Below are 23215 nucleotides of genomic sequence, written 5' to 3'. Positions count from 1 at the left end.
GATTATTTCCCCCTAACAATAGTTCCAATATTTTCGCCCATTACGGCCTTTTTAATGTTACCTTCTTCTGTAATAGAGAATACCAATAAATCGATATCGTTGTCCATACATAAAGAAGAAGCTGTAGAATCCATAACACCTAAACCTTCATTAAGCACATCCAAATAGGAAATTTGGTCATATTTCTTAGCCTCGACGTTCACTTTAGGATCATCCGAGTATACACCATCGACATTATTTTTGGCCATTAATATCACATCTGCTTCAACTTCTGCTGCACGTAATGCTGCGGTTGTATCCGTAGAAAAATAAGGATTACCAGTACCGGCTGCGAAAATAACAACCCGTTTTTTCTCCAGGTGGCGGATCGCTTTTCTGCGTATATAAGGCTCTGCAACTTGTCTCATTTCAATTGATGTTTGGACACGTGTTTGAATACCCATGTTTTCCAAACTGTCTTGAAGGGCCAAAGAGTTCATTACTGTTGCGAGCATTCCCATGTAATCTGCGTTTGCACGGTCCATGCCCATTTCACTTCCTACTTTACCACGCCAAATGTTTCCACCGCCAACAACAACGGCGACTTCTACACCTAACTCGGCTACCTCTTTAACTTGACGGGAAATGGATTGTATAATCGTTGGTTCAAGACCGAAACCTTCTTTACCACTTAAGGCTTCTCCACTCAGTTTTAGTACGATGCGACGATAGCGAGCTGTAGTCATAGCAACCTCCATTTTTTCCTGATCTATTTTTGTGTCGATCATGATGTTATTTTAATCATTGTATGTAACGTGTTTTAAAAGAGGGAACACAATGTGTCCCCTGTTTTAAAATTCGCTTATTTTTTAACTTGGCTCATTACTTCGTCAGCAAAGTTTTCTTCACGTTTCTGCATGCCTTCTCCAACTTCAAAACGGACGAACCCTTTAATTTCACCTTTAGAAGAAGCCACATACTGCTTCACCTTTTGATCTGGATCTTTAACAAAGCTTTGCTCAAGCAGGCAAATCTCTTCGAAGAACTTATTCAAACGGCCTTCAACCATTTTTTCAACAATTTTTTCTGGCTTTCCTTCATTGAGTGCTTGTGTTTTCAAAACTTCGCGCTCGCTATCTACTTCTGACTCAGGGATTTCGTCACGAGAAACATAACGAGGGTTAACAGCTGCCACATGCATGGCTACATCTTTTGCCACGGCTTCGTCTGTTGATCCTTCAAGCACAGTTAGAACACCGATGTTTCCGCCCATATGCATATAGGCACCAAATGCATCGTTATCCGTCTTTTCTTTAACAACAAAACGACGAAGAGAGATTTTCTCACCAATTTTAGCTACCATATCCGTGATATAGTCATTAATTGTATTTCCTTCACCATGAAGTTTTTGCTCAAGTGCTTCTTCAACTGTTTCAGGCTTTTGGTTCACAAGGTGTTGACCAAGCTCTTGAAGCAATGCTTTGAATTGGTCATTTTTTGTAACGAAGTCCGTTTCGCAGTTTACTTCGAAAAGAGCTGCTGTATTGCCTTCGACTACGATATGCGCAGACCCTTCAGCAGCAATGCGATCTGCTTTCTTTTGTGCTTTAGAAATACCTTTTTCACGGAGCCATTCCATTGCCTTCTCCATGTCACCATCATTTTCAGTAAGTGCTTTTTTACAATCCATCATGCCCGCACCTGTTTTTTCACGAAGTTCTTTTACCATTTTAGCATTAATAGCCATTGTGTAGCCTCCTTATTTATCTAGACCTTTATGATTAAGAAAAGCTCGAAGCGCACTGGTAGACAGAAAAGCGCAAGAGTTTATACTTCTTTACTCTTAAAAAAGGTGATAAAAGGTCTGCCCCCTTATCACCTATTGAACCGTCACTTACTCTTGAACAGCTTCCGCTTCCGCTTCTTCTGTTTCTTCAGTTTCTTCGCCTTGCTTCGCTTCAAGAACAGCATCCGCCATTTTTGAAGTCAGCAATTTAACAGCGCGAATTGCGTCATCGTTCGCTGGGATGACATAATCGATTTCATCCGGATCACAGTTTGTATCAACAATACCAATTACCGGGATATTTAGTTTATGAGCTTCCGCGATAGCAATGCGCTCTTTACGAGGGTCAATGACAAACATTGCATCTGGAATTGAAGTCATTTCTTTAATACCGCCTAGGAATTTAACTAGACGATCTTTTTCTTTAAGCATGTCAACAACTTCTTTTTTAGGAAGCACGTCAAATGTACCATCTTCTTCCATACGCTCGATATCTTTTAGACGAGTGATACGCTTACGGATTGTTTGGAAGTTCGTTAGCGTACCACCTAACCAGCGTTGGTTAATGTAGTACATGCCACAGCGATTCGCTTCATCGCGAACTGTGTCTTGTGCTTGTTTTTTCGTACCTACGAAAAGAACATTTCCGCCATCTTCAGCGATTTGTTTCACGTAGTTATAAGCTTCATCCACCTTTTTAACTGTCTTTTGCAGGTCGATGATATAAATTCCGTTACGCTCTGTGAAGATATACTTCTTCATCTTCGGGTTCCAGCGACGGGTTTGGTGTCCGAAATGAACACCAGCTTCTAGCAACTGTTTCATAGAAATAACAGACATGTTTCGTTCCTCCTGATTGGTTTTATTTAGTATCCTCCGCCCTTATCATCTCTCATTACTAACCCTTACAAAATAAGAGCAACCATCAATGAAATCAAAAGGCGTGTGTATTGACACCGACAGTAAATATATCATAACGAGCCTATTCATTCAAGCATATTTGATTATTTTATGTGTTGAAACTTTACAAGCAGCTCAACTTCTGTTTTACCCATATTTAATTCACGAGCAATTTCCTCCATACTAGTCCCATTTTGGTACATCCCTATCACACTAGACTGAATGGATGGCTGATAATCTTCTTCGCCTTCTAGGGGCAGCGGGGGAGTATAGTCCGTTTTCTCCTCTGCATCGGTACGATTTTGATCTAGCCGTTGTTTCGACTGCTCGGATGAATACTTGAACCAGTCATCCATTTTTGCATTCTCTTCTTTTATTTCCAAAAGATAAGCATGAAATACCTCTTCGATTTCCCTAGACACCTGTTTTTGACGCGACTCTAGTTCCTCTGTCTGTTTCACTTTATTAAATAAAATTATAATGATTAAAATCAAAACTCCGTGCAGAATAAAGCTAACTGCTAATAGAAAGTAAACCATATTCCTTCACTCACCTGTTAGATTCTATTGTCATACCTGACGTTTCGGCTCAATTGAAAACCATCCTCTTTATTCTTTATAAACCTTTGACTGTGTTGCTGTAAAACTTGCCACTAAATATGAGACTCTCCCATTGTGTCTCCATCTTGTTCAGATCTCCTTATGTTAACCTACAACATTCATTAGTGAGTTTCGCAGCTTAACGATAGCTCTAGCATGAATTTGCGAAATTCTCGATGTCGTTAAATCCATGATTTCGCCAATTTCTGTTAAGGTTAATTCTTCTGTGTAAAACAAACTCACGACCAGCTGTTCTTTTTCATTCAATCTTTTTATATGCTGGGCTAATTCCCTGTAATTCTCTTCCCTTACAAGACTTTCGGTTGGTGTTGGTGTATCTTTATCAGGTATGGAATAACCAATACCTTCTTTATGTTCATCAGGGCTGTCTTTTACTTTTTCTTCAATTGAAAGCACATGAGAAAAGAGAGCATCCTTCATGATCTCTTCAACTTCGACCTTTGACATGTTAAGCTCTGCAGCAATTTCTATTGAGGTTGCGGGTCTGTGATACTGCTGTTCAATATGTTCAGCTGTATGTTCGATCTTTTTTGCTTTATCACGGACGGATCGTGGAAGCCAGTCCTCTTTACGTAGCCCATCCATGATTGTCCCCCGTATTCGAAAGGAGGCATAGGTATCAAACTTTAAGTCACGGGTGAGATCAAATTTTTTTAAAGCATCGTATAAACCAAGCAATCCAAGACTCTTCACATCATCTTTACTGACGCTTCTCGGTAGATGAGCAGCTATTCGCTGGACGTGAAAGCGAACTAAATAATAGTATTGCTGCACTAATTCATTTGCTGCTTCCGTGTTTTGCTCGTTTATCCAAAGGTCCCACAGCTCTTGTTCTTGAGGAGATATAGAGCCTGCCATGATTATCCCTCCTCACTTCTGTCTAATAATAAAAATAGATTGGATAAGATTATCTTCTTCATTAAATTCAAACCGCTTATTGTTGCCACCAATATCAGATCGTTGCTTCCCCTCCGTAAACCGTACGAATATGTAACAGGCTTGTTGTCGGATTAAACTCTATCGTTCGTCCCCTGTTTCCACCTGTATCCTCAGATTCAACAGGAATAGTTAATTGAGAAAGTTTTTTCTTAACCGCTGCTACATTTCTCGAACCTATCCCCCCCATATCACTTGCTGTTGAGAACTGAAACATCTGTGCCCCTCCCGCAAGTTTAGCTGTAAGGCGAAACTTCTTTGCCCCTTGTCCTATCAACTTATCAACCAAATCATCAATAGCTGTATCCGCATATTTTGCTCGATTAAATGAAGATTCTTTGCTCAATGTTGAATCTGGCAGCATGATATGCGCCATTCCGGCTATCTCCTGTGATCGGTCATAAAGAACAAGTCCCACACAAGAACCTAGTCCTGAAGTGCGAATCAAAGTATCATGTTTAACTACGTCAAGTTCAGCGATACCCACTTTAACTGTCTCTACTATTCTACTCATGTCCCGCAACCTCTAAGGAAGCGAATAAAATGTTGTAAGAGGGCGGGGTAGGAATCAGAAAAAAATGTCCCTCCACCGTCTTACTGCCAGCTCCCTTTTCACTGAACGATGTTTCGATAACAATCGCTACATCACTAACTTGAGAAAGCTCTGTTAAGCCAAAGCTTAAAACAGCCCCCGCCATATCAACTGTTAAAGCCGGTACTGATGGCTGCAAATCAAGATTTGTCAGGTCCGAGAGCGCAGACAGATACGATCCCGCTAAAATATTTCCAAGCTCTTGTAAGGCAGAAAAAGCTAACTCAGGGGATCAGGTTCATCTAGATGAAAGCTGGTTAAGCCAGTCATCTGTTTTACGAAACGTGTGGATTGTGCCGGGGATAAAATGAAAAACATATTCCCTGGAGCATCCCCATTTAAACGAAGCATGAGGCTAACAACTCTAGTCTCTGAGCCGCCAGCCAGTTCCATTACTTCTTGAAAATCTACTAATCTGACAGCAGGTACATGCATATCAACTTTCTTATCAAGCAGTTTGGATAATGAAGTAGCCGCATTCCCCGCTCCTATGTTGCCAATTTCCTTAAGAACATCTAAATGAAAACTTGTAAACTTATCACGAAACTCCATCTGTCTGCCCGTTGAACTCATGCAGTTCTCTTACCTCATCCCGTGATAACACCTTATCTAAGTTGAGCAGGATGAGCAGCCGTTGACCGAAATTAATTATCCCATCAATATATTCCGTCTCTATCGTTCCAACTATTTCTGGTGGCGCCTGAATCGCACCCTCCTTGATGTCCAGTACATCATTCGCTCCATCCACAATGAGCCCGACATCCATCTCATCAATGGCTGCAATAATTATTCTCGTACTTCCATCCTGCTCATATCCTTGTAAGCCAAATCGCTTTCGTAAATCAATAATCGGCGTGACGACTCCTCGCAGATTGATCACACCTTCTACAAATGGTGCAGTCTTTGGCACACGTGTAATGTGCATAATCCGTTCAATTGATCCCACTTGATGAACAGGTATGGCATATTCTTCATCTTCTATTTGAAAAACGATCACTTTCACGTGTTGTACAATTTCATCTGACTTAAACATAACTAAGCCTCCCTGGTATTATTTGACCAATGCGTTTGAGTCTAAGATTAAAGCGACTTGGCCATTTCCTAAAATTGTTGCACCTGATATAGCGAAAACTCCAGATAAATAATCACCTAATGACTTAAGTACAACCTCCTGCTGACCAATAAACGAATCGACGACAAACCCGGCCATCTTGTCCCCTTTACGAGCAATCACAAGTAAATAATCTCCATCCTCTTCAAGTGTTTGCGGCGTCTCTAAAATATCTTTTAAAAATACCAGCGGGACTATATTTCCTCTGAAATCAATGACTTTCTTGTTATGTGCATGCATGACATCCTTCTTATTGATGATCGCTGTTTCTATAATAGATGAAAGCGGGATCGCATATTTCTCTCGTTGCACCTCAACAAGCATAACGGAAATGATCGAGAGAGTGAGGGGAAGTTGGATCGAGAATATGCTCCCGCGGTCCAGCTCAGAATCAATCTCTATCCTCCCACCTAATGACTCTATCGTATTTTTAACCACATCAAGGCCTACACCTCTGCCTGACACATCGGATATCGTCTCAGCTGTTGAAAACCCGCTTTCCATAATCAGTTCATATACTTGTTTATCAGATAAATGAACAGCTTGTTCCTCTGTGATGACATGGTTTGAAATCGCCTTTTGAATCACGCGCTCACGATGGATCCCTGCACCGTCATCAGTGATTTCAATAAACACGTGATTCCCACTATGGTAGGCCTTCAGCTCTAGTTTTCCTGTCACTTGTTTGCCTTTTTGTTTCCGCTCTTCAGGACTCTCAATTCCATGATCTAATGCATTGCGAATCAGATGAACAAGCGGATCCCCGATTTCATCAATGACGGTTCGATCAAGCTCTGTCTCCGCCCCGATTATTTGCAAGTCAATCTCTTTGTTTAAATCACGTGACAACTGTCTCACCATTCTTGGAAAACGATTGAACACCTGCTCAATAGAAACCATGCGCATATTCAAGATAATAGTTTGCAGATCACCTGAGACACGGGACATTCTTTCCACTGTGTCCTTTAAATCATTGTGATCCAACTCATTGGAAATTTGCTCCAAACGCCCACGGTCAATGACAAGTTCTTCAAACAGATTCATCAATACATCGAGTCGATCGATATTGACACGGATCGTTTTATTAGCTGCCTGGTTCTCTTTTTGCTTGGGGGTTGTGGATTGCTTCTCAAGCGTGCTCTTCTCTTGTTTTGCTACTACCTTTTCCTCTGTTTCTAATGAAGGTTGCAAATCACGATCTGATAGAGCTGATGTGTAGGCATCCACGTCAAATACTGAAGTGTGGACATCTTCAATTTCAGAGATTTTCATGATCTTATTTTTGAGGTCTTCAGCCTGATCATTCGTAACGAATACTACTTGAAAACTCGTTTCAAATTTCTCATTTTCAAGTTCCTCAACAGATGGTGTAGACTGAACCACTTCACCGGCTTGCTCAAAAACATCAAACACCATATAAACACGGGCCGCCTTTAATAAGCAATCCTCTCTTAAAGAAACGTGGACGATTAAATTATTTAATCCTTGCTCCTTCGATTGTTCAAGAACTGTTAGCGCAAATTCATCCAACTCTACAGGGTTATCTAAATTCGTTTTATGAATTGCCCGATTAACACCGACTTTAACTTCGCCTGTTTCTTCGCTTTCGATCGTTTGTAACAGGGCAACGATCCGCTCCACATCCCTCTCCCCTGTGCCGCCACCTGCAATGTCCATTACCATGGCTTCAAGATCATCAACTGAATCGAAAACGACATCGAGCATAGCAGAATCAACGCAAATTCTTTCGCTTCGGACCCCATCCAAAACGTTTTCCATCTGATGTGTAAGATTAGACAAGTCCTGATAGCCCATTGTTGCGGACATCCCTTTTAAAGTATGGGCGGACCTGAAAATTTCCCCTACGATGGCTAAATCTTGAGGGTTTTTCTCTAAATCTAATAAACGATCATTTATCGATTGTAAGTGCTCTTTACTTTCATCAATGAAAATTTCTAAATATTGATTGGTCTCCACATTTAATTCCCCCTGCCTAAAATGACCTGTACTATTCTATGGTTTATATCGTCAAGTGGAGCAACTTCATTAGCTAACTTTGCCTTAATGACCGCTTTTGGCATCCCGTACACAACACAAGTTTCTTCTGATTCAGCTAGACAGTAGGTTTCTGGACACTGTCTTTTCAATTCAATTAACCCCTCCCTGCCATCTGCCCCCATCCCGGTCATAATGACAGAAACCGTTTTGTATTGTTTCACCTTAGCTAGTGATTGATATAAATAATCCACTGAGGGTCGATGTCCATTCATCTGTTCCCCTCGGTTGAGAGAAATTTTAAGGTGGTCGTACGTCGCTTCAACACCCATATGGAGATCCCCTGGGGCAATGTAGGCCACGCCATTTTGCAACGGTTCCCCATGTTCCGCTTCTTTTACATGGATGGAAGTTAATTGATCAATACGTTTAGCCAGAGATTTCGTAAACCCTTTAGGCATATGCTGGACGACAAGGATCGGCGCCGGGAAACCTTTAGGAATCCCTGTAAGAACTTCCTGCAAAGCCCTGGGCCCCCCAGTAGATGTCCCAATCGCAACAACGGAACGTCCGTCTCCCCCGATCCCTCTGATGGTCGTTTCTGTATCACCTTTACAGGAGAAAGTTTTGCGACTTTTACTTTACTAGCGGTCATTACTTTGTGAATGATTTCCGCTTCTACTTTATTTATATCTAGTGAAATCGACCCTGAAGGTTTGAGTACAAAATCAACGGCGCCAAGGCTGATGGCTTGAAGCGTGCTTTCCGCCCCTTCCCCCGATAAACTGGACAGTATAACAACAGGCTTCGGAGCCTCCTCCATTAAATGTCTTAATGCCGTGAGCCCATCCATCACAGGCATTTCGATATCCATGGTAATGACATCAGGAGATAGTTCTCTCACTTTCCGCAATGCATCTTTCCCATTTCGAGCCGTTCCAACAACCTCCAATCGATAATCCTTGTTTACGATGTCAGACAGGACTTTTCTCATGAATGCTGAATCATCTACAATTAATACTTTTACTTTGTTCAATCTAAATCTACCTTTCTACTAGAAAAACGGAGAATCTGTGGGCCTAGTTAGGCGTTACATGAACGCTGTTACCTATTCTGATCTAAGAACAAAACGCTTTAATTTTGAAATAAAAGATTCTCCTTCATGATTACTTAATCCCTTTAATATGAGGTATTGTGCCACAATTTGTCCGACAGCCTTGCTCGCCCGGCTCTTTGGAGTGGCAAGAACGAAAGGGAGCTGATTTGTTACAGCTTCTAAGACCGAATGATCGTCTGGAACCACACCTAAATTAGAGATTTGTTTATTAAGGAATTTCTTCACTGCAGCTTCAAGCCTTACAAATGTGCTCAGCCCAGCTTGAGCACTCAACGCTCGATTAATCAGCACATGAATAGGTAAAGCAGGGTTCTGTCTTATTAAATGCTTAATCATTGCGTAGGCATCTGTGATCGATGTTGGTTCGGGTGTTGTCACAATCATCACTTCATCGGCAGACGTGATAAAATGTAAGCTATCCTCTGTGGCGCCTGCTCCCATATCAAACAAGATAAAATCGTATTCAATAGTAAGCTGTTCAAAAGCCTGATGAAAATAAATAAACCGATCTTCATCTAATTGGAAAAGTGTAGATAATCCCGAACCGCCAGCGATATAATCCAGATTGTTCGGGCCTGCCTCGATCATATCGCGAATGTCTTGCTGCTCTTGAAAAAGATGGACGATCGAGTATTTTGGTGTAACACCAAGCAAAATATCTACATTCCCCATACCAATGTCAAGGTCAAAAATTAATACCCTTTTTCCTTGCTGTATCAGCTTCAAAGCAAAGTTTATTGTGAAATTTGTCTTGCCGACACCGCCTTTTCCACTGGCGACAGCAATCGTTTTTGCCTTGGGCTTATCCATTCTCATCAGACGGCTGCGAAGTTGTTCCGCTTGATCAGCCATTGACTGCAGCCTCCAAGACTGAGCGAACGAGTGAATCTATGCTCGCAGGCTTGATATCATCAGGAACATTTTGACCATACGTAACATAGGCGACACCGATATTATGATTTACTGCCATGCTGATGGCACCGCCCATTCCTGAAGTCTCATCCTCTTTCGTAAAGATAAGCTTCTCAATCGAAATGTCTGCAAACTGTCGATAGATATCACTCATGTCAAGATACTTAGATGTAAGTGATAACACTAAGTACGTCTCTGTATCCTCTGTAAAATCCACCACTTTCCTAAGTTCATTTACATAATGGGCATCTCTAAAGTTACGGCCAGCGGTATCGATGAGTACGAGATCATAGTCTCCAAATTTTTCCCTCGCTTGAATATAATCTTCTAAGCTGTAGGCGACTTCGAGCGGGATATCTAGGATTTTCGCATAGGTTTTCAACTGGTCAATGGCAGCAATCCGATACGTATCGGTTGTGATGAATGCGACCTTAAGACGTTTATTCAGTAGAGCATCAGCTGCGATTTTGGCTACGGTTGTCGTTTTCCCTACCCCTGTCGGCCCCACGAGATGTACATACTGTTTCTTAAATGAATGATGACCGAACGGAAGATGTGTCAGCCTCTTTTGCAATTCATCCCCAGCAAGATTCATCCACTGTTCATCAGAGATATCCCCATGTGCTGGCAGCTTTTGCAGTTCATCTGCAATCTCCTTAGCAAGCTTGGGCTCAACTTCCTGTGAAACCAGATGCCTATGTATGGATTCAATAGCGGCTGGATAAGAAGTACGATTATGCTGTATTTGGATCATAGCTTTTAACGACTTTACTTCCTTCAGTAGTTCATTGTTCGGAGTGTTTTGTCGTGAAAAATCTGCTTTCATTCCCGTTTTTGTTTCCTTGTTTGGAACAGATTCTGCAGTGGGATCGATGGCTGCAATGACTTCGACGTGACTCTTTTTAAATAAGCCTAATACTCCACCGACCTTAATCGGTTTGGAATTCAATATGATTGCGTCTGTTCCAAGTTCTTTTTTAACTTTCTTCATCACTTCCGGCATGGTTCCGGCTTGAAATTTTTTCACCTTCATGCGACATTCACCACTCCCACGCTTTGTACTTCTACATTCGGATCGAGCTCGTTATAAGATAATACGACGACTTGTGGAAGGAAACGGTCGAGCAGCTGCTTCACATACATTCTCACTGCAGGTGAACATAGTAAAATAGCCGTTTCTTCCTTTAATGATACTTGTTCCACTTGGGCAGCTATCGACTGTACAATCTTTGCTTGCGAGTCTGGATCAATCGATAAATAACTGCCATGTTCCGTCTGCTGAATATGATCAGCAATCAGTTTTTCTACTTTTCCCGAAACCGTAATGACACTTAGACTGTTATCTTCTTTTCGGTATTGGGTGGTAATTTGCGATGATAACGCTTGTCTTGCATATTCCGCTAACAGCTCGCTGTCATTTGTCATTTTTCCAAAGTCAGCTAGCGTTTCAAAAATAACCGGTAAATTTTTAACCGAAACATTTTCCCGTAGAAGTTTGGCTAACACCTTCTGTACATCACCAATGGCTAGTGGCTCCGGTGTAACTTCATCTACTAAAATAGGATACGACTCTTTCAAATGGGAGATGAGCTGTTGTGTTTCCTGACGACCGAGTAACTGATGGGCATTCTGCTTAATCACTTCAGTAATATGCGTAGAAACAACGGACGGGGGATCCACTACGGTGTAGCCCGAAAGTTCCGCTTCGTCTTTAAGTTCCTCCGTAATCCATTTCGCCGGCAAACCGAATGCCGGTTCTTGTGTATCAATGCCTTCCATCGTGTCATCATCAACACCTGGACTCATCGCTAAGAAATGATCGAGCAGCAATTCCCCTTGCGCTACTTGATTTCCTTTAATTTTCAAACGGTATTCATTCGGCCCTAGTTGGATATTATCCCGTATTCTCACAACAGGGATGACGATCCCAAGCTCGATTGCAAGCTGCCTTCTTATCATTACAATACGGTCCAGCAGATCTCCACCTTGATTCGTGTCAGCAATCGGAATAAGCGCATAGCCAAATTCAAACTCGATTGGATCCATACTTATTAAACTTACGACATTTTCCGGTGACTTCATTTGATCACTTTCCGCTTCATCCAACTGTTCCTCCTCAACAAACTCAGGTTCCTCACTTACACGTGACAACCAATAACCGCCAAAAATTAAAACCGATCCAATCAATCCAGTTAGAAAAAATGGAATAGGAGTCAAACCTAAAAGCAGGATCGTTCCGCCGGCAATATAGAGTAATTTCGGATACCTTAACAGTTGAGCGGTTACATCTGTTCCAAGATTACCTTGCGAGGCAACCCGAGTGACCACAATTCCGGTTGCAGTGGAAATAAGCAAGGCCGGGATTTGACTGACAAGACCATCCCCAACCGTTAAGCGCATATAGACATCCACGGCTTCACCAAAAGACATGCCCATTTGGACAATCCCAATAATTAAACCGAAGATAATATTAATCAACACAATAACGATCCCGGCAATAGCATCTCCCTTGACGAATTTACTCGCCCCATCCATCGCTCCATAAAAATCGGATTCATGTTCAATTTTCTCTCTACGCTCTTTCGCTTGATGTTCGTTAATCAAACCTGCATTCAAGTCGGCATCGATACTCATTTGTTTCCCTGGCATAGCATCAAGTGTAAATCGCGCCGCAACTTCAGACACACGTTCAGCGCCCTTCGTTATAACCAGGAATTGAATGAGCACCAATATGATAAACACAACAAACCCTACTAGCGGGTTTCCGCCAATTACGAAAGTTCCAAACGTAGCAACAACTTCCCCGGCATCGGCTTCCGATAAAATCGAACGGGTTGTCGATACATTCAAAGCTAAACGAAATAACGTTAACAATAAAAGCAAGGTTGGAAAGACAGCAAACTTCAATGCTTCATCCATATTCATGGAAACTAAAATAACGAGTAAAGCCAGGGCAATATTAACGAGTATTAAAAAACTAAGAAGCCACCCGGGTAATGGTATGACAAGCATGATGATGATTAAAATGACACCTAATAAAACGGATAAGTCCCGTGCTGACATATCGGGTCACTCCTTTATTTGTAAGTGTTCAAAAAGTTTCCAAATTAGAACGTCGACAAAGATCGTCACATCCTGTGACAAAGTCGACACGAGCACGTTCCTTGTGCGTCGCAAGTAGTTCAAGGCTCGAAAGTTTTGAGGACCGCAAGCCGTATACTTTCATACGTGAGGACCGGAAAAAATTCGCCGTTTATCATTTGGTGACTTTTTGAACAACCTCTTATTTACACTTTTTTCTCTAACCGATACACGTAAGCCAGAACTTCCGCTACAGCCTTGTAAAATTGCTCATCTATCGGTTGATCCATCTCTGAATGTTGATACAATGCTCTTGCTAAAGGTCGATTTTCTACCATTATAATGTCATTCGCATTGGCTACTTCTTTTATTTTCTGTGCTACAAAATCGACACCTTTAGCAACAACAAAGGGAGCGTCTGATTTAGCCTCGTCGTATTTAATAGCAATGGCATAATGCGTCGGGTTGGTTATTACGACATCTGCACCAGGTACTTCACTCATCATTCGCGATGCTGACATTTGTCTTTGCTTTTCTTTAATCTTTGATTTAATCAGCGGATCCCCTTCCATATTTTTATGCTCATCTTTCAAGTCTTTTTTAGACATCCGAATGTTTTTCTCATGGTCATAGCGCTGGTATAAATAATCAAGCACGGATAACAAAAGAAGGGCCAGGCCTGACGCCAATCCCATCAAAATGGTGATGCGTGCAAAGAATGCTAATGCAGCCTCGATTGACTTTTGAGAAGTCATCATCATTTGATCTTTGTTTACCCAGATAATGGCATAGGTGATAACACCAATCATGGTAATCTTCAGCAATGACTTCACTAACTCTACTAAAGCCCGCGCTGAAAATATTTTCTTAGCGCCTTTAATTGGATCCATTTTTTTCAGATCAAACTTTAATGGTTCGCCCGTAAACATAATACCGACTTGTAAAAGGTTCGAGGCAATTCCCGCAACCATCGCTATCCCCATAATCGGTGCTAAAGCCTTAGCCATTTCAATCGTTAACTCAAGAAAAAGTGTAAAAACATGCTCTTCTGAAACATTCCAATAAATATATTCAGTAAAGGATTTCTCATACATTCCCATCATAGCCTCTTGGATTTGACCGCCAAACAGATACAAACCGCCAAATACCATAAGTAATAGGAACCCTGTATTTACATCCTGACTTTTTGGAACTTGCCCTTTTTTACGTGTATCCTCCCGCTTTTTCGGGGTTGCCTTTTCTGTTTTTTCATCAGCGGCGAAGTACTGTAAATGAAGCTTAAGGTATGGCATCGATTAAGCACCTCCAAAAATCTGCATCAAGCCGCGCATCGTCGTCAACATCGTTTCAAATAAAGTCCGGATCAACATAATATAGAACGTCATAGCAATGACCAATACGGCTAAAGCAATGAAAATCTTTAAAGGAAGCCCGACGACAAATACATTTAACTGTGGTACCGTACGTGCCACAATCCCGAGCGCTACATCTACTAGAAATAAACAGCCAACAATTGGGACAGCCATTAAAAAAGCAATCACAAACATTTGGTTAAAAGCATCGATGATGTACATGATCCAAGTCTCATCCTCAAGGGAGATGAATTGATCAATTGGAATTAAGTTATAGCTGTAAAACACACCATCAAGCATTAGATGATGGCCATCCACTGCTAAAATAAATAAGAGCGTAATCATATATAAGTACTGACCAATCAGCGGGCTTTGCGCCCCCGTTCTTGGATCAATGACGTTAGCAATCGCAAAACCCATTTGAAAGTCTATGAAACCACCTGCAATTTGAATAGCCGCTAAAATAATATAAGCTAATAGTCCAATAGCGATTCCAACACCGGCTTCTTTAAATAACAGTAAAAAATAGTTTTCATCGACTTGGATCGGAGGTATCTCTATCGTGAAATACATAAGCAAGGCTAGAAAAAAGCTAAACCCTATTTTATGTTGTGTCGGAACGTTTCGATAGGAAAAAATCGGCAAAGTAACAAAAAAAGACGTTACCCTTACAAAGATTAATAGAAAAGCAGGTAAATTAATTAAACTTAACGATTCAAGCATATTAACCGACCAGCATGTTCAAGTTTTTAAAAATATTCGCCGTAAACTGCACCATGTTTGTCAGCATCCAAGGACCAAAAAAGATCAACCCGATCAGAACAGCTACAATTTTAGGAATGAACGCCAGGGTTTGTTCTTGAATCTGTGTGGTTGCTTGAAAGATACTCACGAGCAATCCAACAGCCAGGGCTAATAGTAGCAGCGGACCTGAGACGATCAACACAGTATAAATTCCTTCTTTAGCAAAAGATATGACCATTTCACTATTCATGCCTACCAATCCCTTCAATTTTTAAACAACCTCTTAGAATCCTTCTAATAACGATTTCGAAATCAAATACCAGCCATCCACCAGGACAAACAGCAGAATTTTAAATGGCAGCGAAATCATCACGGGTGGCAGCATCATCATCCCCATTGACATAAGTACACTGGCTACCGCCATATCAATAACTAAGAATGGAATAAAAATCATAAATCCCATTTGAAAAGCTGTCTTTAATTCACTTATGGCAAAGGCGGGGACAAGGGTTGTCAATGGAATGTCTTGGACTGTTTCAGGTCGTTCCATACCTGAATAATTCATGAATAAAGCTAAATCCTTTTGCCTTGTGTGCTTGGCCATAAATTGTTTCATCGGGGCACTTGCTTCTTCATATGCTTCATTTAATGTAATTTCTTCATTAAAAAGCGGTGTCAGTGCTTCCTCGTTTACCTCTTGAAAGGTAGGTGCCATAATAAAAAAAGTTAAAAATAGGGCAATCCCTACAAGCACCTGGTTCGGAGGCATCGATTGGGTGGCGAGTGATGTTCGAACAAAGGACAGAACGATTAAAATTCTCGTAAAACTCGTCATTAAAATTAAGATCCCCGGTGCAAGAGATAAAACGGTCAGAAGTAAAAGGAGTTTTACCGATGTAGCGATATTTTCCGGATCAGATCCTGAGAAGATATCTACGAATTCATTCATTAGGATCCTCTCCTTTCTTCCTGCCCTTCACGTGCATGCGCTTTTCCTTCATTTCACCTAATTGTTGTTCAAATAAATCCTTAAAGGAAGATTGGGTTGTCTTTGACAATTCATGATCATCATGTTTCTTCCTATTTAATAACTGACTGAAGCCTTGATTTACAAAATCATCGTTTTTTTCCTGATGTAAAAGATTCTGTTTCGTTTTGTCTTCGGTAATTTCGGTAATGACCTCAATACTGTCTCCTACACCTATCACAAATACTTGATCACCGATCCGAACAGCCTGAATCGATTTATTAGGAGCTAATGTGAGTCCTCCCAAGTTCTCCATCGTACGATTCTTATTGAATACCTTACTTCTTTTGTTAAAAAACTTAAGCAGACCATAAATTAATGCTAGAACAAACAGCAGGACAAAAATAAGTTTGACAACATTCCATACAATTGATGGAGCCGCCCCATCGTTTGAAACGACCGGACTTTCGCTATTTTGTTCATTCTGCTCTTTAGGGGTAGACGTATCACACCCCTCAAGCTCTGGATCTTTTGCACATTCACTGACAGAAGGGCCTAAGGCTGATACTGAAGATCCTAATGAAAGCAAAAGAAAAGTAACTAGTAGTATTGCTGATATCCATCTCATCACTAAAACCATCGAAATCCCTACTCTTTAATTAAGTGCTTTTTGTATCGCTTCAATTACACGCTCTGCCTGAAAGGGTTTGACGATAAAGTCTTTCGCCCCCGCTTGAATGGCATCCACCACCATGGCTTGCTGGCCCATGGCTGAACACATGATTACTTTTGCATTCGGATCGTAGTGTTTAATTTCTTTCAAGGCTGTGATTCCATCCATCTCAGGCATCGTGATGTCCATCGTCACGAGGTCCGGCTCATGTTCTTTATAAAGTTCAACCGCCCTTTGTCCATCTTCTGCCTCTGCGGCAATTTCAAATCCGTTTTTCGTTAAAATATCTTTCACCATCATTCTCATAAATGCTGCATCATCTACAATTAAAATTCGCTCAGCCATTTCCCATTCTCCCCTGTTCTTAATTAAGTTTTTTCAATCGATCTTTCGGGCTTAAGATGTCCGTTACTCTGACACCAAAATTCTCATCAATGACTACGACTTCCCCTTTGGCCATCAACTTATCATTCACATGAATATCAACAGGTTCCCCGGCTAGTCGGTCAAGCTCGACAACTGACCCTGAAGAGAGTTCGAGAATTTCTTTAATGGTTCGCTTAGTCCTCCCTAACTCAACCGTTACTTTTAACGGGATATCCATCAACATGTCTAAATTGCGTTGTTCTTTATGACTTAATTGCACCTGTTCTATATCGGAAAACTGAGCAGATTGGATGGTGGAATTGTTCATATTCTGTCCGCTTGCTCCTCCGACTAGTTGTGGTTCAGTCCCCATCTCATCCACCTGATCAGTCGTATGAGCATCATGCTTTGGCTGAGTCGGTGGTGCCATGGCAGGCTGTTCAGATCTAGCCTTTTCCAATGATTTATCTATCTCCTCTTCAGGTGGGTTCAAAAGCTCGTCTACAAGTTCACGTGCAAAAGTAACCGGCAGTAACTGCATAATATTTGAGTCGATTAATTCCCCAACCTTAAGATTGAACGACACCTTCATAAGTATTTCATCTTCAGGGATTTGATCTGTTCCTTGATCTTCTTCCAAATTCAATACATTAATCGTTGGCGGTGAGATATCCACTTTTTTATTAAAGACTGTCGACATACTTGTCGCAGCCGATCCCATCATTTGATTCATGGCTTCCTGAACAGCACTTAAATGGATCTCATTTAGTTCATCAGCCGGTGAGGTTCCATCACCCCCAAGCATCAGGTCTGCAATTACCGCTGCGTCAGGCACTTTTATGACTAAAAGGTTTTCACCTGAAAAGCCATCGGTATATGTAACGTTAATCGCGACATGTGGTTTTGGAAATTCATCAGATATGGATGACCTTTTTACGACAGAGATCGAAGGAGTAGTAATATCGACCTTTTGATTGAGTAAAGATGATAACGCGGTCGCAGAGCTTCCAAATGATATATTGCCTATCTCACCTAAGGCGTCACCTTCTAAGCTAGATAGATAATCTTCCACCTTATCCGAATCGCCTTCCTGTTTACCTGTACTTTGTTCATCATCACTTCCATTCAGAAGTGCATCTATTTCATCCTGTGATAACATATCATCACTCATTATAGTCAGCGCCCCCCTTGGTACTCCTCTAACACTTGTACGGCTAGCTTATTTTTTCGCTTACCTGGTTGAATATAAAATTTTTCTTCCTCATCAATTGTAAGTTTGATAGGCTCATCAACGAGCTGATCTAAGCGAATGACATCATCTGCATTCAACTTAAGAAACTCTTCAATCGACATATTTGACTCACCCAAAATCGCACGTACATCCACCTGTGCTGTTCGCACCGTTTCTGACAATGCTGCATATTCCTCGGGTTTGCTCTCTTTTGTCTGCTGATTTTGCATCCAATAATGAACGGACAGTTTCGGAATAATCGGTTCAAGGACAACGTGCGGTATACAAATATTAATCATTCCGCTCGCCTCTCCAATCGAAGTATTTAAAGTAACAACCACAACCGTTTCATTTGGTGAAACCATTTGCAGAAATTGCGGATTGACCTCAAGTTCCTCAAGTAATGGTTCAATTTCAACAATCGAGCCCCAGGCTTCTTGATAGTTTTCCAAAGAGTTCTCAAAAAGCTGTGACATGATCGTCGTCTCGATTTCCGTTAAGTTGTCTACTTTATTCACGCTTGATCCTCTTCCACCTAACACGCGATCGAGCATGGCATAAGCAATATTAGGATTAGTTTCAAGCAATATCCGGCCGTCAAGCGGCGGTACACTGAAGATATTTAAGATCGTCATCGCAGGGATTGAGCGGATAAACTCTTCATACGGCAATTGATCTACAGATGCCACACTGATATTCACATAAGTTCTTAACTGTGCAGAAAAATAGGTTGTTAATAACCTAGCGAAATTTTCATGAATACGAGAAAGACTTCGAATTTGATCTTTAGAAAAACGGAGTGCCCGCTTAAAGTCATAAACACGTATTTTTCCCTTACTCTCTTCGACCTTTAAATCCTCAGCATCCATTTCACCTGTGGATAATGCTGATAACAAGGAGTCTATCTCACTTTGCGAAAGAACCTCATCTGTCAAAAACGTCACCTCCATCCAAAACTTGTTCCTTAGTTATTGCAAGACTTTATCAACGGTGTACACTTCCGTTATTTGACCTTCGTTCATTAACTCATTCAGTTTAAGTTTAATGACTTTTTCTAGTTCGCTTAGCCCGCCCTGAAAGGCTTCCCCTTCCATAGCCGCTAGTTCTTTTATTAGAATGTTCTTCATTTGAAAGTCACGCTTCTCTAATTCTTCAAGAGCCGATTTACTGTCTGTCACAATTCTAAAGCTGATACGGACAAAATGACCGTCCTTCAAGTCTGTGGTTATTTCCTCTGTTAAAAGTGAGGCTTCGCGAATCTCATCAATCGAACGTTCTCCATCAGCCTCACTGCTATCTAAGTTTAAGACAAAAATAAGCGCAGCTACTCCTAAGATAGTTATTGTCCCCATGATGATCATTACGGTCTTAAACAGACTACTTTTCACTTCCATCACCCGCCTTATCGATGACTCGAAGCAATCCAATCTCACGGTAGAACTGTTTCATCCTTTTAATGACGACTTCTTCCTCTTCCTTCACTACGAAATTCCGACCCTGGGTTGTTGTAATCGTAGTATCAGGATTAGCCTTGAGCCTTTCTATGTAAATGGGATTAAACCAAAATGTCTCTCCATTGAGTCTTGTTAAAGAAATCATATGAATGAGTGAGGGCTCTTTAATAAAGAGCCCTCCTCCCCCTTTACTAACGTTTTAGATTAACTAGCTCTTGTAAGATTTCATCGGATGTTGTGATGATTCTTGTATTCGCCTGAAATCCACGCTGAGCCGTAATCATTTCAGTAAAAGCTTCTGCCAAATCAACGTTAGACATCTCAAGGGCACCTGAAACCATTTGGCCAGTTCCATCCTGGCCAGCCTCTAAAAGAGCGATTTGACCATTATCATCGGTGAACAAACCTGCATTATCGGTATTTTGGAAGGTATTCCCACCTATTTTCTGAAGTCCACTTGGGTTTGAGAATTGTGCGAGTCTGATTTGTCCAGCTTCCTGTGGTTCTCCTTGGTTGTCTACATAGTTTACAGTCCCATCCGTTTGAATACTGAAGCTTTGGGCATCCTCAGGGATTGTAATAATTTCCGCCTCCCCGTCTGTCTCCCCAATTACATATTTCCCTTCAGGACTGACAATCGCTCCATCATCATCCAAATAAAAGTTCCCTGCTCTCGTGAAGCTTAGATTCACATCATCTAATGCGATGGTTTTCGTATTTGTATTAATATCTGCCGTCTCTGTTCCTTCTGCCAGTACGAACATTCCATCACCTTCAAGCGCTAAATCAAGCGGCCGACTCGTTGTCTGACGATTTCCTTGGGTGTGAATGGTATCAATCGAACCAATTTGTGAGCCTAATCCTACTTGAGAAGGGTTGATCCCTCCACGCAAATTATTATTTGCATCATCGCCAATCGGACCTTGAGCACCAGACACCGTCTGGCTCATCATATCTTGAAACGTTACGCGTCCCTTCTTATATCCGTACGTATTCACATTGGCAATGTTATTCCCAATTGTATCGAGCTTTGCCTGAAAACCTTTCATACCAGAAATCCCTGCGTACATTGAACGTAGCATATTGCTATCATTCCTTCCCTTTAAATGTGTTTGCTTACCTCAGTCAATTAGTAAGCATATAAAGGCTTCCCATATTCGGGTCCAGCCTATTGGTCAATAATGATTGTACCGTTAATATTTGTAAAAATATGTGAGCTCGTATCTTCTCGCGCCATCGCTGTTACAACTGTATTATTTTTTGTACTTACAACAAGGGCTGCATCACTCATGACAACTAACGAATCGGTAACACCCTTTGATTTGGCCTCGGCCATTTTATCGGAGATGACTTGCCACTTGCTTTCATCTATAGAAATATTACGTTCTTCGAGACGTTGTTTGGCGTGTTTACTTACATGAACGTCTCTCGTTTCCTTTAAAACATCTCGAAACGACTGGGATGATTGCTGAACCTTTTTTGTTTTAGGAAAAGGTAATGGCTGATGCATCTGATGTATTCGAGGTTCCATAACTACCCTGCTTTCTATTCCTCTGTTGTTGTTTCACTCACTTTAGTAATGTCATAGACATAAACAGACTCTCCGTTTTGAAGTTCAAGTTTTGTCTCCCCTTCTTTTTGACTGACAGCTTTGACGACTCCTGTTGCTAATTCAGTGGCCGCTCCTGTTCCATCATGCACGGGGTACGTGACTTCCTTTCCAATCATGCCGCTGTATTTAACCACGGGGGGCAGACTTTGGGATGTCATGAAGCCTTGCATTGCTTGAGACATGTTTGTCATTTGTTCTAAACTTGAAAACTGTGTCATCTGTGCAATGAATTCTTTGTCTTTCATAGGATCTAATGGACTTTGGTTTTGGATTTGGGCCATAAGAATTTTCAGAAAGGCATCTTTCCCAAGCGTATTACTTTCCGTTCCACCCATTTGCTGTTGATTTTGCAAATAAAAGGACGAATCTATTCTTGTCATTTCAACCACCTACACCTTTTCATTCATTAATAGCTCATGAAAGGATACTTCCTCTTCACTATGATCATCCTGTTGCTCCTGCGACTGATCGGATGGACTGTCCCGTTCATTAAACTCACCGGATTGCTTGTCATCTTCTGTAAAATATTGTCCAGCCGCTGTTGGCTCATACTTTTCTATAACAACTTGCTGCGGTGAAAACATATGCCTCAACTGCTGCATATTCCCCTCGAGCATTTCCTTCGCTGCTTGTGTGCTGACCAGAATTTTTACAGCCATTTCCCCATTCATTTGGACCAGCTTCACTGTCATATCACCTAAATGCTGGGGTCTCAAACGAATATTCATTTCCATGTTTCCTGCTTTGTTTGTGAATAGGCGATTTGATTTAATAAGCTGTTCCAATTGATCGATAAGCTGCTGCTGCATCCCCGCGTTTGATTGATTTTGATTCACATGGATCACATACTGTTCAACTTTAGATATCATTTGCGTAAAACCTTGCCCTATTGAGGGTTCAACAGTACGTTGCTTGTTTAAAAACTGACCTACCCACTTAGCTATATCCTTACTCGTTACTGTCGAATGTTGCTGGTATGCGACTGGCAAAGATTGTTTCAATTTATAGTTGTTTAATAGATTTGCCATAAGCTGTTGGGGTGGTTCTTGAACGCTCAGCTGGGCTAACTTATTTAATTGGCTTGAACCTGTCTCAAGTTTCGACATTTGCTGGATGATTTGCTTTACCTTCAGCATAAGCATTTGGTCGAGCTGCTCAGGCTTGATCGGCTGATTAGTAGGAAGCTGCCCTGTTACCTTTTTAGCTAATTTCTCAAATCGGACCCAAAGCTCATCCACTTGCTTCGCTTGACCTGTGTCGGTTAAAGGGTTTCCTTTCATACCAGCTGGATGGACTGCCTCCATTACGGGTATAGCTACAGCGTTTGATAGGCTGTCCGTTTGATTTTCAAAAGAGGAGCTTTCTTCAAGAACATCCTTCAATACACCGATTAGTTTCACTTGGCCTTCACCTGAAATTTCAGCAACTTCCTGTGGCATGGCTTGGATTAACTTGCTTAATTCTTGCGGCAAATCTCGCTCAGTCGAGGCCATGTGTAACAGTTCGAGCTCTTGAACGACCTTGTTTACGTCAATAGGCATAGCCCCATCCATCTTTGATTGACTTGACAGACCCAAACCCAATTGATGCAATAGCTTCTTCAACGTAGCAACCAGCCGGTTCAGCTCATTCGTCATGTTCTCAGTTGGCTGATTAGTCATACCTGTAAGCAGTACATTAAATGCCTGCATGGGAGCCGTGTTAGTAGTTGTTAAATTGGCAAGACCTCTCATTTGCTGAGCTAGTGGTTTAGGTAAGGTAGAAAAAGGTGTCATACTATTCACGTT

27 protein-coding genes and 1 pseudogene are annotated in these 23215 nt (G+C 41.4%); all 28 read right to left on the bottom strand.

Annotated features, from left to right (window positions below; all coding sequences use genetic code 11):
* Positions 1-2 precede the first annotated feature (2 nt).
* Positions 3-725 carry a UMP kinase gene (pyrH, locus tag MUO14_RS23180; RefSeq protein WP_244752849.1) on the bottom strand — a complete coding sequence of 241 codons (723 nt, stop codon included), beginning with the start codon at positions 723-725 and terminating at the stop codon, positions 3-5.
* A gap of 116 nt (positions 726-841) precedes the next feature.
* On the bottom strand, positions 842-1726 hold the full coding sequence (gene tsf / locus MUO14_RS23175) for a translation elongation factor Ts (protein ID WP_244752848.1): 885 nt from the start codon (positions 1724-1726) through the stop codon (positions 842-844).
* Between the two features lie 147 nt (positions 1727-1873).
* Positions 1874-2605, bottom strand: a complete 732-nt coding sequence (rpsB, locus tag MUO14_RS23170) for a 30S ribosomal protein S2 (protein ID WP_244752847.1) — start codon at positions 2603-2605, stop codon at positions 1874-1876.
* Positions 2606-2769: 164 nt separating this feature from the next.
* Positions 2770-3204: a DUF6115 domain-containing protein gene (locus tag MUO14_RS23165; protein WP_244752846.1), complete on the bottom strand. Its 435-nt coding sequence runs from the start codon at positions 3202-3204 to the stop codon at positions 2770-2772.
* Positions 3205-3369: 165 nt separating this feature from the next.
* Positions 3370-4143: a FliA/WhiG family RNA polymerase sigma factor gene (locus MUO14_RS23160; RefSeq protein WP_244752845.1), complete on the bottom strand. Its 774-nt coding sequence runs from the start codon at positions 4141-4143 to the stop codon at positions 3370-3372.
* A 94-nt stretch (positions 4144-4237) separates the two neighbouring features.
* Positions 4238-4735, bottom strand: a complete 498-nt coding sequence (locus MUO14_RS23155; RefSeq protein ID WP_244752844.1) for a chemotaxis protein CheD — start codon at positions 4733-4735, stop codon at positions 4238-4240.
* Positions 4728-5365, bottom strand: a pseudogene (locus tag MUO14_RS23150) (chemotaxis protein CheC). Before MUO14_RS23150 ends, MUO14_RS23155 begins: the two are co-directional and overlap by 8 nt.
* The gene (locus MUO14_RS23145) at positions 5352-5846 is read right to left on the bottom strand and encodes a chemotaxis protein CheW (protein WP_244752843.1); all 495 of its coding nucleotides are present in this window, start codon (positions 5844-5846) and stop codon (positions 5352-5354) included. Before MUO14_RS23145 ends, MUO14_RS23150 begins: the two are co-directional and overlap by 14 nt.
* Positions 5847-5864: 18 nt before the next feature.
* Complete coding sequence (locus MUO14_RS23140; protein WP_244752842.1) at positions 5865-7901, bottom strand: chemotaxis protein CheA; 2037 nt, start codon at positions 7899-7901, stop codon at positions 5865-5867.
* A gap of 2 nt (positions 7902-7903) precedes the next feature.
* Positions 7904-8443, bottom strand: a complete 540-nt coding sequence (locus MUO14_RS24495) for a CheB methylesterase domain-containing protein (protein WP_304654202.1) — start codon at positions 8441-8443, stop codon at positions 7904-7906.
* The gene (locus MUO14_RS24490; protein WP_304654201.1) at positions 8332-8955 is read right to left on the bottom strand and encodes a response regulator; all 624 of its coding nucleotides are present in this window, start codon (positions 8953-8955) and stop codon (positions 8332-8334) included. The genes MUO14_RS24495 and MUO14_RS24490 overlap by 112 nt, the downstream gene beginning before the upstream one ends.
* A gap of 72 nt (positions 8956-9027) precedes the next feature.
* Positions 9028-9888: a MinD/ParA family protein gene (locus tag MUO14_RS23130; RefSeq protein ID WP_244752841.1), complete on the bottom strand. Its 861-nt coding sequence runs from the start codon at positions 9886-9888 to the stop codon at positions 9028-9030.
* A complete protein-coding gene (flhF, locus tag MUO14_RS23125) occupies positions 9881-10981 on the bottom strand; it encodes a flagellar biosynthesis GTPase FlhF (RefSeq protein ID WP_244752840.1) in 1101 nt (366 codons plus the stop codon). Before flhF ends, MUO14_RS23130 begins: the two co-directional genes overlap by 8 nt.
* Positions 10978-13011 carry a flagellar biosynthesis protein FlhA gene (flhA, locus tag MUO14_RS23120; RefSeq protein WP_244752839.1) on the bottom strand — a complete coding sequence of 678 codons (2034 nt, stop codon included), beginning with the start codon at positions 13009-13011 and terminating at the stop codon, positions 10978-10980. Before flhA ends, flhF begins: the two co-directional genes overlap by 4 nt.
* 224 nt (positions 13012-13235) lie before the next feature.
* Positions 13236-14321 (bottom strand): flagellar biosynthesis protein FlhB, encoded by a 1086-nt coding sequence (flhB, locus tag MUO14_RS23115; protein ID WP_244752838.1) that lies wholly within the window; start codon positions 14319-14321, stop codon positions 13236-13238.
* Positions 14322-14324: 3 nt separating this feature from the next.
* Positions 14325-15104 (bottom strand): flagellar biosynthetic protein FliR, encoded by a 780-nt coding sequence (gene fliR / locus MUO14_RS23110; protein ID WP_244752837.1) that lies wholly within the window; start codon positions 15102-15104, stop codon positions 14325-14327.
* Between the two features lies 1 nt (position 15105).
* Complete coding sequence (gene fliQ, locus MUO14_RS23105) at positions 15106-15375, bottom strand: flagellar biosynthesis protein FliQ (protein WP_244752836.1); 270 nt, start codon at positions 15373-15375, stop codon at positions 15106-15108.
* Between the two features lie 33 nt (positions 15376-15408).
* Positions 15409-16074, bottom strand: coding sequence for a flagellar type III secretion system pore protein FliP (fliP, locus tag MUO14_RS23100; RefSeq protein WP_244752835.1), 666 nt, complete (start codon positions 16072-16074; stop codon positions 15409-15411).
* The gene (locus tag MUO14_RS23095) at positions 16067-16732 is read right to left on the bottom strand and encodes a flagellar biosynthetic protein FliO (protein ID WP_244752834.1); all 666 of its coding nucleotides are present in this window, start codon (positions 16730-16732) and stop codon (positions 16067-16069) included. Before MUO14_RS23095 ends, fliP begins: the two co-directional genes overlap by 8 nt.
* Positions 16733-16747: 15 nt before the next feature.
* On the bottom strand, positions 16748-17110 hold the full coding sequence (locus MUO14_RS23090) for a response regulator (RefSeq protein ID WP_244752833.1): 363 nt from the start codon (positions 17108-17110) through the stop codon (positions 16748-16750).
* A gap of 19 nt (positions 17111-17129) precedes the next feature.
* The gene (fliY, locus tag MUO14_RS23085; protein WP_255822217.1) at positions 17130-18305 is read right to left on the bottom strand and encodes a flagellar motor switch phosphatase FliY; all 1176 of its coding nucleotides are present in this window, start codon (positions 18303-18305) and stop codon (positions 17130-17132) included.
* A 2-nt stretch (positions 18306-18307) separates the two neighbouring features.
* A complete protein-coding gene (gene fliM, locus MUO14_RS23080; protein ID WP_244752831.1) occupies positions 18308-19297 on the bottom strand; it encodes a flagellar motor switch protein FliM in 990 nt (329 codons plus the stop codon).
* Positions 19298-19330: 33 nt separating this feature from the next.
* Positions 19331-19756 carry a flagellar basal body-associated protein FliL gene (gene fliL / locus MUO14_RS23075; RefSeq protein ID WP_244752830.1) on the bottom strand — a complete coding sequence of 142 codons (426 nt, stop codon included), beginning with the start codon at positions 19754-19756 and terminating at the stop codon, positions 19331-19333.
* The gene (locus MUO14_RS23070; RefSeq protein WP_244752829.1) at positions 19740-19961 is read right to left on the bottom strand and encodes a flagellar FlbD family protein; all 222 of its coding nucleotides are present in this window, start codon (positions 19959-19961) and stop codon (positions 19740-19742) included. Before MUO14_RS23070 ends, fliL begins: the two co-directional genes overlap by 17 nt.
* A gap of 46 nt (positions 19962-20007) precedes the next feature.
* Complete coding sequence (gene flgG / locus MUO14_RS23065; protein ID WP_244752828.1) at positions 20008-20898, bottom strand: flagellar basal body rod protein FlgG; 891 nt, start codon at positions 20896-20898, stop codon at positions 20008-20010.
* Between the two features lie 86 nt (positions 20899-20984).
* A complete protein-coding gene (locus MUO14_RS23060) occupies positions 20985-21347 on the bottom strand; it encodes a TIGR02530 family flagellar biosynthesis protein (protein WP_244752827.1) in 363 nt (120 codons plus the stop codon).
* A gap of 14 nt (positions 21348-21361) precedes the next feature.
* On the bottom strand, positions 21362-21808 hold the full coding sequence (gene flgD, locus MUO14_RS23055; protein ID WP_244752826.1) for a flagellar hook assembly protein FlgD: 447 nt from the start codon (positions 21806-21808) through the stop codon (positions 21362-21364).
* Between the two features lie 9 nt (positions 21809-21817).
* Complete coding sequence (locus tag MUO14_RS23050; protein ID WP_244755734.1) at positions 21818-23203, bottom strand: flagellar hook-length control protein FliK; 1386 nt, start codon at positions 23201-23203, stop codon at positions 21818-21820.
* Between the last annotated feature and the right edge of the window lie 12 nt (positions 23204-23215).

It is taken from the genome of Halobacillus shinanisalinarum (assembly GCF_022919835.1).
In the GTDB taxonomy this organism is placed as follows: Bacteria; Bacillota; Bacilli; order Bacillales; family Halobacillaceae; genus Halobacillus_A; species Halobacillus_A shinanisalinarum.
This window is presented reverse-complemented; position numbering and strand designations above follow the sequence as displayed.

Excerpts from the sequence above, each read along its gene's own strand:
- MUO14_RS23165 (WP_244752846.1), bottom strand. The coding sequence starts at position 3,204 with ATGGTTTACTTTCTATTAGCAGTTAGCTTTATTCTGCACGGAGTTTTG.
- pyrH (WP_244752849.1), bottom strand. The coding sequence starts at position 725 with ATGACTACAGCTCGCTATCGTCGCATCGTACTAAAACTGAGTGGAGAA.
- fliR (WP_244752837.1), bottom strand. The coding sequence starts at position 15,104 with ATGCTTGAATCGTTAAGTTTAATTAATTTACCTGCTTTTCTATTAATC.
- flgG (WP_244752828.1), bottom strand. The coding sequence starts at position 20,898 with ATGCTACGTTCAATGTACGCAGGGATTTCTGGTATGAAAGGTTTTCAG.
- MUO14_RS23155 (WP_244752844.1), bottom strand. The coding sequence starts at position 4,735 with ATGAGTAGAATAGTAGAGACAGTTAAAGTGGGTATCGCTGAACTTGAC.
- flhF (WP_244752840.1), bottom strand. The coding sequence starts at position 10,981 with ATGAAGGTGAAAAAATTTCAAGCCGGAACCATGCCGGAAGTGATGAAG.
- MUO14_RS23050 (WP_244755734.1), bottom strand. The coding sequence starts at position 23,203 with ATGACACCTTTTTCTACCTTACCTAAACCACTAGCTCAGCAAATGAGA.
- flhA (WP_244752839.1), bottom strand. The coding sequence starts at position 13,011 with ATGTCAGCACGGGACTTATCCGTTTTATTAGGTGTCATTTTAATCATC.
- flhB (WP_244752838.1), bottom strand. The coding sequence starts at position 14,321 with ATGCCATACCTTAAGCTTCATTTACAGTACTTCGCCGCTGATGAAAAA.
- flgD (WP_244752826.1), bottom strand. The coding sequence starts at position 21,808 with ATGACAAGAATAGATTCGTCCTTTTATTTGCAAAATCAACAGCAAATG.
- fliP (WP_244752835.1), bottom strand. The coding sequence starts at position 16,074 with ATGAATGAATTCGTAGATATCTTCTCAGGATCTGATCCGGAAAATATC.
- MUO14_RS23060 (WP_244752827.1), bottom strand. The coding sequence starts at position 21,347 with ATGGAACCTCGAATACATCAGATGCATCAGCCATTACCTTTTCCTAAA.
- MUO14_RS23095 (WP_244752834.1), bottom strand. The coding sequence starts at position 16,732 with ATGGTTTTAGTGATGAGATGGATATCAGCAATACTACTAGTTACTTTT.
- MUO14_RS23145 (WP_244752843.1), bottom strand. The coding sequence starts at position 5,846 with ATGTTTAAGTCAGATGAAATTGTACAACACGTGAAAGTGATCGTTTTT.
- MUO14_RS23130 (WP_244752841.1), bottom strand. The coding sequence starts at position 9,888 with ATGGCTGATCAAGCGGAACAACTTCGCAGCCGTCTGATGAGAATGGAT.
- tsf (WP_244752848.1), bottom strand. The coding sequence starts at position 1,726 with ATGGCTATTAATGCTAAAATGGTAAAAGAACTTCGTGAAAAAACAGGT.
- MUO14_RS23090 (WP_244752833.1), bottom strand. The coding sequence starts at position 17,110 with ATGGCTGAGCGAATTTTAATTGTAGATGATGCAGCATTTATGAGAATG.
- rpsB (WP_244752847.1), bottom strand. The coding sequence starts at position 2,605 with ATGTCTGTTATTTCTATGAAACAGTTGCTAGAAGCTGGTGTTCATTTC.
- MUO14_RS23160 (WP_244752845.1), bottom strand. The coding sequence starts at position 4,143 with ATGGCAGGCTCTATATCTCCTCAAGAACAAGAGCTGTGGGACCTTTGG.
- MUO14_RS23070 (WP_244752829.1), bottom strand. The coding sequence starts at position 19,961 with ATGATTTCTTTAACAAGACTCAATGGAGAGACATTTTGGTTTAATCCC.
- fliQ (WP_244752836.1), bottom strand. The coding sequence starts at position 15,375 with ATGAATAGTGAAATGGTCATATCTTTTGCTAAAGAAGGAATTTATACT.
- fliL (WP_244752830.1), bottom strand. The coding sequence starts at position 19,756 with ATGGAAGTGAAAAGTAGTCTGTTTAAGACCGTAATGATCATCATGGGG.